General features: G+C 46.2%; 4 protein-coding genes. 2 read left to right on the top strand and 2 right to left on the bottom strand.

Going from position 1 to position 15,061, the window contains the following annotated elements; all coding sequences use genetic code 11:
• Positions 1–8: 8 nt before the first annotated feature.
• Positions 9–7,139 (bottom strand): DUF3344 domain-containing protein, encoded by a 7,131-nt coding sequence (locus EO98_RS19150; protein ID WP_052734536.1) that lies wholly within the window; start codon positions 7,137–7,139, stop codon positions 9–11.
• Between the two features lie 1,414 nt (positions 7,140–8,553).
• Positions 8,554–11,388, bottom strand: a complete 2,835-nt coding sequence (locus EO98_RS08740) for a DUF3344 domain-containing protein (protein ID WP_235283642.1) — start codon at positions 11,386–11,388, stop codon at positions 8,554–8,556.
• A gap of 1,078 nt (positions 11,389–12,466) precedes the next feature.
• Between EO98_RS08740 and EO98_RS08735 the strand changes: the two genes are divergently transcribed.
• Both EO98_RS08735 and EO98_RS08730 read left to right on the top strand, forming a co-directional pair.
• Positions 12,467–13,309 carry a YkgJ family cysteine cluster protein gene (locus EO98_RS08735; RefSeq protein ID WP_156161084.1) on the top strand — a complete coding sequence of 281 codons (843 nt, stop codon included), beginning with the start codon at positions 12,467–12,469 and terminating at the stop codon, positions 13,307–13,309.
• Positions 13,310–13,730: 421 nt separating this feature from the next.
• Positions 13,731–14,993: a 3-isopropylmalate dehydratase large subunit gene (locus tag EO98_RS08730; RefSeq protein WP_048141178.1), complete on the top strand. Its 1,263-nt coding sequence runs from the start codon at positions 13,731–13,733 to the stop codon at positions 14,991–14,993.
• Positions 14,994–15,061: the final 68 nt, after the last annotated feature.

Genomic DNA, 15,061 nt, shown 5'->3' with positions numbered 1-15,061 from the left:
CACACATTTCAGGATATTACCAGGTACCCGGTATCAAACCCACTGATCTCAGACGTTTCCGATTTCACGTTTGCCCTGAAAAGCTTACGTCCGGCTGCAGTCTCACCCGGAACAGTTACTTCCACCGGGACCCGGATTTCCTCTCCTGCTTTTAGACTTACAACCTTTTCAGTCCAGTTAAACCAGGAAAGGTCTGCCTGATAGAAGGCAGGAAGTTCACTGACACTGATGCGGACTTTAAAGGTGTCATCGATGTTCTGGGTGTTTTTCACCTTGATAGAAAGAGAAACTGTGTTTCCTGCTGCAACACTGCTGGCTCTTGGCGAAACAGCAATATTAGCCCCACCGGAAAGCTGAACTACACGATAGGGTACCGAAGTTTCTGCTATGTTTCCGGCAGCATCCTTTGCAGTGATCTGCAGGGAATAATCCCCGAGTGACGAAGGAGCAGTTATGCTGCCCTGCCAGATGCCTTCTGTTTTTGTGAGCTGGATCTCTCCTGCTGTTACTTCAGTAACTTCCACATCATCAGTTGCATTTACACTGAAATTAATAGTGGAACCTGCGGTTGTATTTGCAGGGAACATAACTACCGACTCAATCACAGGTTTTGTTGTATCAGGAATTTCCTGGGTTGAGACAACGATGTAATCAGTTCTGGCTTCGCTGTCGCTCCCGACCGAGTTTGCTACCGTCAGGTTGACAGTATAGGTTCCAGCTGATGTATACGTGTGAGAAACAGTCTGATCGTTAGAGGTTGTACCGTCCCCGAAGTCCCAGAGCCACGATGTAGGTGAGTTCGTAGACTGGTCAGTGAAGTTGACCATGAGAGGAGCAGTACCACCCGTCACGTCTGCTGTGAACGCGGCAACTGGTTCCTGTTGTATCGGCGTGGAAGATTCTGAAACGATAATATAGTCTGTTTTTACAGTACTGTTGCTTCCGGCTTCATTGGCAACCGTAAGGTTGACCGTATATGTACCGGTGGTTTGGTAGATATGGGTATGATTCTGTTCCGTACTGTCAATGGTTCCATCGTTCTCGAAGTCCCAGGCCCACGAAGTAGGTGTACCTGTAGACTGATCGGTGAAGTTGACGATAAGCGGGGAATCCCCTGAAGTAGGTGTCGCATTAAATGCAGCAACAGGAATTTCTGTTTCATTTTGGGTCCCGACATATTCAACCACCAGAATGGCATTCATAGCAGACATGACATCTCCACCGGTGCCCGTATCGTAGCTCTGTATCCTGGCAGTATCCGTTCCGTTCTGAATGGCTTCGGTCACGTTATAGGAGGAGAAACCGATCTGAGGCGTTGGCTGGTAATCCATCCAGAAACCTGTGAACTCATTGTCGTTGAAAAAGAATTTACTCTTACCATCGTCGCTTCCACTGGAAAGGGTGGCTATTGATGTGGCTTTTGAAATTCCTTCCGTATTTATGTCACTGAAGGTTGCATAAGCCGTAGCCTCCTCGTTATTGACGGCATAAGAATTTTTGGATGTGAGGAGATCGAACTCATCATTGATCCAGATCTTTTTCTCAGTAGCATTCGGATCATTGTAGACGACAACCAGATACGCCCCGTAGATTCCATAGTTGTTTCCGGTCTCCGGGGTGACGGTAATGCTGTTTCCTGCGGGGTCAAACAATGACGTTACATTGTAGACATAGAGCCCGCAAGGGTAATCGAAGGTACCATAACCCTTCCTGTCCTTATAGGTAGCAATCGGCGTTATGATGTTGTTGTTGAACGACATCGTAAATGCCGGGTCATTTGCCATCTTGTTCCAGGTGTACGACTGGTAAAGCCTGGCACTTTCGACCGTTGCTCCTGCAGGGATCGGGAGGTCTGTTGATGACCATGCATAGGTTTTTGCGGCCCAGTTTGCTGCGGCATATTCCGTATTTCCGGCTGAGTAAACAAGTTCGTACTTTCCTTCAAAAGCAGCCTGTGTGTTCAGGTCATTTCCATCGGTATACCGCTTGCCCTTGTACCCGTTATAAACCACGGTCTTTGTGATATTCATCTGGTTGTTAGTCTCGCTGGACTCGGCGATTTCATTCCCTGGATCTGCAGAGACTGTGATTGTCACACTGTCTCCAAAAGCCCTGATCGTTGGGTCGGTTATCGTGAACGTGGCATTTGCTCCCGCTTCAAGGCCATCAACAGTGACATTCGTGTCAATACCATTCACAGTAAACATGACCGTAAAGGATTCGGCAGAACCTGTGCCTCTATTCTCTACCTTTGCCGAGATGTTGTTTGCCTCATTTGCAAAGACTTCGTTGGCATTCAGTGTGATTGCTGAAACAATGACATCCGGCTGTTCTGCCGGAGTCGGTGATTCGGTCACCGTAATCCAATCGACGAGCTGGATGCTGTTGCTTCCGCCTGCATTCGTGACTGTAAGGTTGACGGTATAGGTGCCAGCTGACGTGTACGTGTGTGAGGCATCCTGCTCATTAGCACTGGTACCGTCCCCGAAGTCCCAGAACCATTCAGTCGGTGTACCTGTGGACTGATCGGTAAAGTTGACAGTGAGGGGGGCATCGCCAGAAGTAGGTGTTGCCGTAAAGCCTGCAACAGGTGCTGCTGGGAGAGGTTCACTGACTACAATATAGCCATCTTTTACTTCAGAATCACTTCCCTCTGGTCCGGTGACCGTGAGATTCACAGTATAGGTGCCGGCTGAAGAGTATGTATATGAGGGGTTCGGTTCCATGCTGTCAACAGTACCGTCGTTCTCGAAGTCCCAGGCCCAGGAGGTAGGAGAGTTTGTCGAATTGTCGGTGAACTTGACTGTGAGAGGAGCGTTGCCGGATGTGACATCAGCCGTGAAGTTTGCAACAGGCGTTTTGTCTCCGCCGGAACTGCTGCTGTTGACGGTCACCTGGGCACTGCCTGAGACGCCTTCTGCAGTTGCTTTCACATCTGTAATCCCTCCAGAAAGCGCGGAAAAGATACCTGTAACAGAATTAATGGTACCGACTGTCTCATTGGAAGAAGACCATGTAAAGGTGGTATCTGTCAGGTGTTCGCAGTATTGGGTGTACGCATCGGCAGAGAAGGTTGTGTTTTCTCCGACCGATAACTCGGCCTCGGACGGAGTGACGTTTATGACACTCAGGACCTCCTCGTCTGCAATTATCCAGATGTTGTCGATGTAGAAGCCAATGTTGTCCCAGCCGGCTGTATTCCAGTATGCTAGAACCTTGAAGGTATGCTCACCTGGAGCAATGCCGGAGAGGTCGATAGCATACCGGTTCCAGTCCGCCGCCCCGCCAGTGGTGATGGGAATTGAGCATTGCTCAGCTCCATCGATGTACACCTTCACCCATTCGTTATACGCATAAGAGTTTGTCACCGCAGCGGCGTTGAACCGCAGTGTCTTTGCTCCGGCAGGAATGTGGATCGTCCGCTCGGCGGAGGCGGCCTTCGAGGCAGGGGTGCAGCCGATGCTGTGCTCTCCTTCGTAGACCGTGGTGCTGATCAACCCGCAGTTGGTGAGCGTCCACCCCTCGACCGAGTCACAGGAATCATGCCATGGAAGGGAGATACTCCCACCAGTGACAACGATGTAATCTGTTTTGACTTCGCTGTCGCTTCCACCTGCGTTAGCGACCGTAAGGTTTACTGAGTAAGTACCGACGGTCTCATAGATATATGAGGGATTCTGTTCAGTGCTATCTACACTGCCGTCGTTATCAAAGTCCCAAGCCCATGAGGTCGGGGACTCAGTAGATTGGTCAGTGAAGTTGACCGTAAGAGGGGCATTCCCAGAAGTTGGGGTTGCTGTGAAAGCTGCAACGGGTGGTACTGGGAAAGGTTCACTTACGATGATATATCCGTCTTTAACCTCGAAATCACTTCCACCTGCATTCGTGACCGTAAGGTTGACTGAATAAGTCCCTGCAGTCGTGTAGGTAAATGAGGGGTTCTGTTCAGTGCTATCTACATTGCCGTCATTGTCAAAGTCCCAGGCATAGGATGAAACGATACCATTTGAAGCATCGGTGAACTGGACATCCAGGGGAGCATTGCCGCTGGTCACATTTGCCGTAAAGTTAGCTACAGGGGCGGCAGGAAGCGGTTCACTGACTAAAATATATCCTTCCTTCACCTCCGAATCACTGCCTCCTGGCCCGGCTACCGTGAAGTTCACATTGTAGGTACCCGCAGTTTCGTAGGTATGCGATGGGCTTTGTTCGTAACTGTCGAGAGTGCCGTCGTTATCAAAGTCCCAAGCATAGGACGAGACAATACCAGTTGACTGGTCGGTGAAGTTGACAGTTAGAGGTGCATCCCCAGAAGTCGGCGTTGCTGTAAATGCCGCAACGGGAGCCTCAGGGAGAGGTTCACTAACCGTGATATATCCGGTTTTCACCTCGGAATCACTGCCTCCAGGTCCAGTTACTGTGAGATTCACGGTATAGGTACCGGCTGAAGCGTATGTATGTGAAGGATTCTGCTCATAACTGTCAATAGAACCGTCGTTGTTGAAGTCCCATGAATAGGATGCGATAGTTCCAGTTGATGCATCAGTGAATTTGACTTCAAGCGGAGCATCCCCGTTGGTCACATTTGCAGAGAAATCAGCCACCGGCGCTGCTTCAGGATATTCAACAACAAGGATCTGCTGGAGCGCGTCCATGCCTCCACTAGTCGTGCCCTGGATGCCTGCCTCGTTTCCGGTTTCGCTGATGTAGTTCGTAGCATTAAAGACCAGTGGGCTTCCTGATCTGGAACTTCCCTGCCATGCTTGAGTTGCCACGGTGTTTCCGTTGAACAGCAGGTTTCCTTCATCGGGCCCTGCACTTCCTGCGAAGCTGTACAACATAGCGTTTGTAACCTGGTTCACGTCAATAGACATGCCGGTGAAAGGAGAATATGCTGTAGCTTCTTCGAGAGTGGTACCGTAACTGGACGCAGATAAACCCAGCTCGTCGCATTCTTCATTAATGAAGATCTGCTTCCGGGTTTCGTTAGGGTTCCGGTAGATCACGACAAGCGTGCTGGGATACAATGCATTTACGTTGCTACCAACAGAAGTAGTTACAAGGCTGTTTCCGGCAGAGCTAAACTTGTCTGTTACATCGTAGACACAGAGCCCATATTCATAATCAGCATACCCGCCAAAATTACTCCAGTCCCTGTAGAGGGTTCCGCTTCCGGTTGAGAGGTTTCCGTTATCAATTGTGTTCCCGTTGAAATTAAGATTCAACCACGGATATCCGCCAGGCGTTTGGTCCCAGTTGTATGCGAAATAAAGGAATGCCTGTTCTATTGTGGAGTCGATGGGGATCGGAAGGTCCTCGGCAGTCCAGGTTTCCGTCCTGTCAGTCCATCCGACAGCTTTGTAAGCAGAATCAGGCTGCGTGGAATACAGAAGATTACCCTGGAGATCATAGGTATGTTTGGTAGTGATGTTGCTTCCGCCTTCCCAGTAGATACCTTTACCCTTATACCCGTTGTATCTGAGCACTTTGGCCGCACTGATTTTTTTGTTGTTGGTCTCGTCAGTTTCAGAGATAAGGTTATCCGGGTCAACAACTGCGGTGTAGGTCACGGTGCCGCCTTCAAGGTTGCGGATAGTGGGGTCGATCAGGGTTACAGTGGTTGTCTTTCCACCCACCAGCGATGCGATGGTTGTCGTGTTCACGGGAACTGTCCCACTGGATACGTCGCTTGCATACACGGACAGTGAAATGTTGGTAAGGGTGGCAGTTCCGGTGTTTTTGACATTCATTACTTTCACAGTATTTGCTTCCCTGGCAAAGACCGCCGAAGCCGGAACGGTGTTGACGAGTCCTGAGATGGTAAGGTCATTTGTTGGTGCTACTGTTGCAGTTATGTAGTTTGTCTTTACCTCAGAATCGCTTCCTCCAGCATTGCTAACCGTGAGGTTAACGTCATAAGTTCCGGCCGCACTATAGGCATATATTGGATTCTGCTCATTAGAAGTGCTTCCATCTCCGAAATTCCAGGTCCAGGAAGTGGGAGCCCCGGTGCTCAGGTCAGTAAACGACACGTTCAACGGCGTTTCTCCTATGGTAGGATTTGCGGTGAACTCGGCAGTCGGCGCCGGGGTTGATTGAAGCGGTTTTTTTACCACGAGGAATGCGAGGGGAATCTTGTAGAATTGTCCGAGGCCTGTAGCCGGCAGGTACCTGGCATAGGCGAACGTAACATCGCTGCTGCTGGAGACTGACGAGGTCACATCCCATGAATCAATCCCTGAGTAGTCGCCCTGCGCTTCAGGGTTGTCCCGGTTGAGCCCTATGTTTGTAAACGATCCGGTTTTTTCTGATGCAACGAAATCATTCTCTGCTGTCGGGAAACCGTAGTACCCATTGTTACTCGCCATGTAGTCTGCGATGAGTGTAGCCGAGGTTATGTCGGAAAGCCCGGTAGTGTCAAACGTGGTGGTTCCAGTGGCAACTTCATCCAGGTTATCCTCCGTATAATATGAGCAGGCGTCGTGTCCCTCATTCACCCAGTAAGTGGTCTGCGTTGTGGAGGAGTCGTCGTCGTATGCTACAACTAGCTCGACTATCTTGATCCGGCCGTCGTAGGAACCCGTGGCGTCCACTTTAACCTTTATGGTGTCCTCACCCTCCTGGATCAGGTTCGTCACATCGTACCAGCTCAGGTAGTCACTCGTCACACGGTTGGTGTGGTCGTTGAGCATCAGATAGGGTTCCCCGGTGCTGTGCCCGGCAAACTCGCTGTTGTCGTTTCCGCCATCGCCATAGTCCCCACCCTGCAGGTAAATGAATGGCTGCCCCTCGTCAGTCTCGGTCCAGGTGTTGTCCCAGGTTCCGTCGTTGTTCCAGTCGGCCTTGGTAGTGTAGGTGATATATTTTGCATCCTGCATATGCCCGCAGTAGCTTGAGACATATAGCCGGGCCCACTTGACTCTGCCTGACTCTGCCACGGCAGCTTCCGGGAGTGTAAATGTCCTGTCCACAGTTGTAACGAATGACGAGGACGGCGGGTTCCCGGAGATATACAGGTCTCCGGTCACTGTTCCTGTCTGGACGGTGGTTAACGGGAGACCTCCTACCCAGTCATCTGCAGCTACAGTGCCTGTAAGCAGGGCAAGACAGATCCCACTGCTCAGAATCAGTGTTAACAATATCAAAATTAGTTTCCTGTTCGTAAATTTTCCTCCTGTAAGTCTTGGAGAAAGAATCCCAGAGCTATGTACACAACAGCTCCTGCCAAGGAAGTAACATAAATCCAATAGGTTTCAGATAAAAAAAATCAAATTGTTGCTATTGTGAGTTGGAAAAACGCTCATAGTTAATTTTTAAGCCTGGTAACGTTGGATTATTCCCTTTTCTGATAGGATTATCTTTTGCAGACTATCTCCAGAATTATTTTCTCCATAACTTCTTCCCAATTTACATCTATTTATTAATACTAATAACCATTTTATTAACAAATTTTCAAATATATTAATCTTTCTAAAAGCTTCTTTAATGTATGCACAATTATTTTATTCTGGAAATTAACTGGCAATTTCATAATGTTCAAAGCCTTAAAATGAGCTAGTTGGTTCAATACGTATCTTTTTTGGGAACTTTTCAGCCCGGGAAAATAACCACATTTTATTAAATCAATATTCCTTTTTTAACCAGATTGCTGCAAAAAATTTGAAAAAAACCTGAATACTCCGTATTTAGTGATCAGTCTGGCTATTTGTTAAGCTAATTACTTAAATACTTATTTAAAAATTATTAATATTTTTAAATAAAGTAATAATATTTAACAATCAAATCGCTACCAATCCTTAATCCAGGGGGGTTACTCTTCAAAAATTAATCGCGAATATCCGTTGAACTGGCTTTCCTCAGATGTCCGTTCAATTTTCACAATTTTTTCTGCTATCGTTTTTTCGGAAAAACTCCATGTTTATCCAAACGTATGTTTTTGATATTTTCCTAAATTTGCGGCTTTTTGCCTTCATTGAAAACTTTTAGCAGCCATTTTCCTAAGCTTCAATTGAGATAATAACTGCAAATTTTAGACTAATTCTCCAAAAACGATAGCAAGAAAAATGTTATTTTTTTGAAGACATCTGCGGAAAGACAGGTTGAATTCAATGAGACTCTTTTGGATTCTAAGGAGAACCATCTAACAAGGCCAGAAATAAGCAAACATTTCCTTAAAAATGATTATTCCTCACAATTTTTGTGCTCCAATCTTTCTTAAGAAGCCCTGTTCCTTCCGGACACGGCATGGAAATTACCTGTCATATTTGCTTCATTTTCCAAAGTTTCCCATATATGCTTCAGGCAAACTAAAGCTATTGCCGCTGATTTATTTCTTATTTCCGGTATAAGGAGGGCTTCAGGCGCGAAAGTAAGGTCAGAAAAAGTTATGTACTCTGCTTATTATGTTCTGATACTCTGCCCAATATTCTTCATACTTACATGGCAGACCCAAAAAAATAATAAAAAGGAATAAAGCTTTTTTCGGCCGGGATTTGAATTCTTTTCTGAATTTCACTGTTTCTCTAATCAAATACATATAGAGAAACAGCCTTATCAGGCTGCTTCTGCCCAAAAAATAAGGCTTCCATCGAATTCCCCTGTAGACGGATAGTTTGCCGGAAGGTCAAGCTGAGCTTCGGAGGTTTCCGAACTTTCTGCAGCTATGACCTTACTGTAGATGGACCAGATGCTCTGATCAAGCAGAAGTCCCGTTTCGAAAGGACCGTTCTCCTGGTCATTCACTTCAGCAGTAACCTTTATACTGGTATCTCCGTTGTTCTGGAGAGTCAGGGGCAAGGACTCACTCGGCGTTCCCAGGGAGACCGTTCCGAAATCGAGTGAATTCGGAGAGATCGTCAGGGAAACTGCAGGAATGATATTCACTTTAAGCGATACCGTTGAAGATGAATTGGACTCCGAAGAGGAGGCTTCTATCGCCTGCTGGGTAAGCTCTGCACCGACATAGCCGTCTTTGCTGGCCTCTGCGTTAATGGCTCCTTCGCAGCTTGCATTTACCGCAAGCACAACAGTCCCGTTTGCATAGGTCGTTCCCGAACCTGTCGCACAGCCGCTCAGGTTAACAAGTGCTCCTTCAACAGGGGAGTTATCACTTGTTACGGTATACGTAACCTCAGTCTCCTCGCCTACAGTCAGGCTGATGGGGCTTGCGGAGAGAGAAAGGGCAGGGGTGACAGATGCTCCATCTTTATAACTGACAACAAGGATTGCATTTGAGGGAGCCAGATAATCGCCACTGTTATCCGTAACTAAGGGAGGTACTATTCTAACCCTGTTGTTTTTCGCCAGGAGATTGTCTCTGACAGACCTTGCTTCATCGATATCCAGATCAGAGTAGGGAGTCGAGTCATAAACCCCAGAAATGTTCATTTCATTGAATTCCAGAGATATCCCATCATGCCCTCCAGACTGGACTGTAGTCCAGAGACGGGCCTCTTCTACATTGTTCAGATTTATGGATCCTTCAAACGGAATTTCTGCGGTAGCTTCCTCTGGAGTCAGGCCACCCGAAGTACTCATGGTACTTACCATGTCGCAGCCTTCGTTGATCCAGTATTCAATTTCCTTCCCAGAGGAGTCTTCATACACCACAAGCAGGGCGATTCCGTCAACACAGACAAAGTTTCCGGCATCACTATGTGTATTTGTGACCACTGTAGTATAAGTTCCGCTTCCGTTCACAAGCCCTGTTACGTCATAAGCCCAGGTCCCTGTTGGGTAGTCATACTGTGATCCCCAGCCTTTCTGATCGTCGTATTCGGCTTCAGGGGTTAGATGGCTATCTCCAAACTGCAGTCTCATGGAAGGAATAACTCCAGTAGTACCTGTTGCACTCCATGTCCAGAAGTTATAGAGCCGGGCAGATTTCACAGTTGCTCCTTCTGGAAGCTCCAGGGAGTGGCTTACAGCGTATGTATCTCCGGAAAATACCTTATTGCTGTAACTGCTGTTTCCATAATCATAAATAATGTTTCCTTTAACCGTGCCGTGAGCATAAGTTTCAAGAGGATTATCCCCAACGTAACCGTTATGTAGCACCGTCTGGGCTTTACTCAGTTCATTATTTGTCGCATCCGTATCGCTTATGGTAGAACTTGGGACGACAACTGCCTTGAGGGTATAATCCTTTATTTCTTCCGGCTTCCAGGAAAACTCAACCATTTCGGTAGCCCCATTTGCAAGTCCGGTAACTTGCTTGCTTTCGACAAGGGCGTCATCAGAATAAAGTTCGAGAGCAAAACTGCCTGCATCCTCCGGACCGTTGTTTATTACAGTAACGCTTACGGTGTTGTTCAGTTTGTCCCAGGCTTTGGCTAAACCATTGTGCGAGACTTTTACCGTCTGTATAGCCAGGTCAGAGGTGTCGTCACTGGTGTCATCAGAGGTATCGTCAGAAGTGTCATCAGAGGTATCATCACTGGTGTCATCAGAAGTGTCATCAGAGGTATCGTCACTGGTGTCATCAGAAGTGTCATCAGAAGATGATGTTGTGTATTCGGCCGTCAGAATGCCAAGGGCACACTTGTAGAATCCAGCATTCCGGTTATAGGTCAAGGTGTTTTTGCCGGTGGATTCCAAATCGTCTTTAACGTCCCATGTATTGAACCCGCAGTAAGTTCCCTGCGGCGTGCCTGAGGTGATATCATTACCATTAAAAGTGTATGCTCCATCTGTGCTTGCCATGTGCACAACAGTGAGTTCTGCATCAGCCAGGGAAGAACCTTCCGGCAAAGCTGCCTCAAAATCTGTGCTTCCAACGTAAGTTTCACCTTGATAATCTTCTACATAATAAGTATCCGTGTCATGTCCGCGGTTGACCTGGTACCAGATCTCGTTCCCGCTGCCGTCATTGTAAGCCACGACAAGGGTTATCAGCTTTATCCGCCCGTCAAAGGAACTATCGAGAGGTGCCGTGCTTACTACAGCGGTGTTTTCCCCGGCTTCTACAAGGTTCGTGACATCATAATACATCATATAATCACTGGTTACCCTGTTTACATGGTCATTTACCTGGACGTATGCTTCTCCCTCATTGCCTCCGTTGACAATGAAGTAAAAAGGAATATTCAGGGTTTCGTTTCCAAGGGTCATACCGTTGAAGCTAACGTTTGCGGTCCCCAAGTAATTATTTTGCATGTGACCACAATATACGGTAGTGAGCAGCATTGCCCATTCGACTTCGGCATTATCCGGAAGGGTAAATGTCTGATCTATTGTTTTTGCATCGTTAATTCCCTGATCCGCTGTTCCGTAGTAGCTGTCAACATAGACACCACCGTCTACGGTTCCGCTCTGGACAGAGGTGAGGGGGATTCCGCCTACGTAATTATCCGCAAGGCAGACTCCGCTGCTCAGAATCAGTGTTAACAATATCAAAATTAGTTTTCTGGTCGTAAATTTTCCTCCTGTACGGGGTTAGAGACAAAATTCCTGAGTTCTGTATACAATCAGTTCCTGCTAGAGGAGTAACAGGAATCAAGGCCGTTGCCAAAAAAATCAGAATAAATACATTTTCACCATTCTTTAGTAAAAAATACCTCATGCAACTATTTTATGGCAGATGGGGGGATCAAACAGATTCCTGCCTCTGATAAGATTCATTTTTGACATATATCCATCAAGCATTAATACTCATAACATATCTCAAGTTTATGCCTAATTTTTAATACAAATATACATATTCTTCACAATATTTCAAATATATTAACCTTTCCAAATGACCCTTCACGTTACTTATATTCAAATTATTGTGGTAATCTATAAAGAGGCTCTACGTTCAGAGGATCTCCCGGTGCACCTACATCGAATATATATCCTTAACTCCGCCACCTATAGGGAATAAGTAATTCCGATCTGTATATTTCCACTATCAATCGCCTCTAACATAAAAACTTTGGTTTGTTTTTTACATCCTCTAATAGGGAATACATTATGTTAAAAAAAAGAAGTGCAATATACCTTCTGATTTGGAATATGAGGCCAATATTCAATACCTATGCCCAAGTTCGTCGGAGTTAAGGATATAAAAGTCTGTTGTTAAACATGTTTGACTTTGGAATTTTTATATCTGGCCTGTTACTCCAGCTGGATTTCAAATTGTAAAAAATATCACGAATATTAATTAAATTATTTAATATTAAATTTTATTTCTTTAAATAATAATAACATTTAATAACCATAAAATCATAATTATAAGTCCAAGATGCCGAACAATAAAAAATAAATCCTATTGATAGGTTGCACTTTATCCGGATATATTCGAGATCACAGAGAAGAAAAAGCAAAAATCTTATGGAAGCTTGCAGTTTTACCTCTATCAATTCTTGTAAATAAACTATCTTGAGAAATTTGGTCCCCAGATGGGTGCTGAACCTGAAGATCTTTTTTGATATGTCTACTCTTTCTATACTATATCTTTTTGCAGCCAATCGCCGCCTGCGTTAGTTTGATGTACCTGCAGGACAGGAACCTGTATATGAAAATTCCAGGTTCAGGCAGTAAACAAAAATCCGAAAAAACAAAGTATCAGATCATTCTTATTGCCGCCCTCAAAAAAGAAATAGAATTAGCTCGCAGACTTGACCCTGAAAAGCTTGCAGCCGAAATCGAAAACACAGGTTTTTCCTGCCAGCACTGCGGGAAATGCTGCAGACGGGCTTTTGGGGACAACCGTGTAGTTTTGACTCCTCAGGAAATTGAGAAAATCCGGGAGTATACAGGGCTTTCAAAACTTGAGGTTGCAGGACCTCTTATCCCTGAAGCCTGCCAGCCTGAGAAAACCGGAGACAAGGAAGAAGACAGGGATAAAGGAGGTTATTCCAGAGCTTTAGAAGCAAATGGAGGATCCTCTCCGGAATTCCCTGAGATATTTGATCTCCTGAAGGATGATGTCGATTCAGAGGGCAATATACATACCTATGGCTGGATGCTCAGGCGGAAAAGAAGTGGAGACTGCGTGTTCCTAGAAAATGACACAAACAGGTGCAGGATTTATCCTGTGCGCCCGATGCTCTGCAGTACTTATCCTTTTTACATTGAAGGGCTTAAACTGTACACCTGCGAATGTGAAGGACTTGGGGATCACATTTCTGCGGAAGAGAGCCGAAAACTTGCAGATACCCTGCTTTCCAGATATATCTCGGAACTTGAGGATACTCTTGCCATGTACGAAAAATACGAGGATTTTGAAAAAGGGAGTGAAGGTCCGGATATTGCAAGAAATAATCTGGAAAAAGACATGTGTACATATATAGTCCACGACAGCAGAGGAATTTCAAAAATCATCGATTGAGGTACGGGATTTCAGAATACCCCCTTGGTCCCTGATTAATTGTTTGATCTATTCCGGAATCCAGGAGGAGATTTATCATTTCCTCCCCCCGCGCTACATGGAACTGGGCCGGCCTGTCAGCCAGATAAAACAAAATTGGAAAACCAATACCGCAATTAAAAGAGAGACTATACTGAAAAAATATCCCCTGACCTGAGAGAATACTTTCCTAATGTTGGACACCGATTTTTAATTCACACTAAATATAAGTGCCTCCGCCAGCTTGTCTGGTGGCCCTTCATCGGGCGGCGCAACTAGGGCGGAAAAATTCTGCCCTTCCTGCCCTGAATTTCATTTCTGTTCTGAATCATCAATTAGATTTATTTATTAGAAAGCGCCAGTAATTCCCATGACCGGAATGTCTGGTAGTGACAATCGCCCGATGACCGTTTCGGAGAAGATCTTTTCGAAGGCCTCCGGAACTCCAGTGAAAGCAGGAGATTTCGTACTGGCAAAAATAAACCTGGCAATGACCCACGACATCACAGGCCCGTTGGCCGTCCAGGGCTTTTACGAAATCATGAGAGACAAGGAAAATAAAAAAGTCTGGGACCCCAGCAAAATTGTAATCATTTTTGATCACCAGGTCCCTGCAGACTCAATTAATGCAGCACAAAACCATATCATGCTCAGGAAGTTTGCGAAAGAGCAGGGCATTTTAAATTACGATGTATATGAAGGAGTCTGCCATCAGGTCCTGCCCGAAAAAGGGCATGTATTGCCAGGAGACCTGATTGTAGGTTCTGACTCTCATACCTGTGCATACGGGTCTTTAGGGGCATTTTCTACCGGGATAGGATCCACTGACATGGCAGCCGTTTTTGCTACAGGCAAACTCTGGTTCAGGGTTCCTGAGACCTTCCGGTTTGAAATCGAAGGTAAACTGCCGAAGCACGTTTACTCCAAAGACCTTATCCTGCATCTTATCGGGGATGTCGGGGTAGAAGGTGCCAGGTATATGGCAGCCGAGTATGCAGGTTCGACAATTCGCTCCCTCTCCGTCCCTGAGCGCATGACCATGTCCAACATGGCAATCGAGATGGGAGGAAAAGCAGGAATCATTGAAGCCGATGAGGTCACCGAAGCATACCTGAAAGAGCGTATTCCGGGCTACAAACTTGACCCGTACTGGAAGTCTGATGAAGGTGCTAAATACCTGGAGGTCAGGCATTATGATGTCTCTGACCTTGAACCCCAGGTAGCCTGCCCTCACAATGTTGATAACGTAAAGCCGGTAACTGAAGTAGAAGGCACGAAAATTGACCAGATCTTTATGGGCTCCTGCACCAACGGCAGGTTCGAAGACATCAAGCTCATGGCGGATATCATGGGTGACGAACCGGTTGCAAAAGATGTGCGCCTCCTTGTTGTGCCCGCTTCAAGGACAGAATACATGAAACTGTTAAAAGCCGGATATATTGAAAAACTCATGAACGCCGGTGCAATAGTAGAATCTCCCTGCTGTGGACCATGCATGGGCGGCTCTTTCGGCCTTCTCGGTCCGGGAGAAGTTGGCCTTGCGACCTCCAACCGCAACTTCAAAGGCAGAGAAGGAAGTGCAGATTCATTTGTGTACCTTTCTTCCCCTGCAACAGCAGGAGCATCCGCTCTCACAGGAGAAATTACCGACCCCAGGAAGGTTTGAAAAACCCTCCTGCTTTACTTCTTTTGAGTTTTTCCATAACTAATTATTTATCTTGAACAAGGTGTTAG

The sequence above is a fragment of the Methanosarcina sp. 2.H.T.1A.6 genome (genome assembly GCF_000979455.1).
Classification (GTDB): Archaea; Halobacteriota; Methanosarcinia; order Methanosarcinales; family Methanosarcinaceae; genus Methanosarcina.
This window is presented reverse-complemented; position numbering and strand designations above follow the sequence as displayed.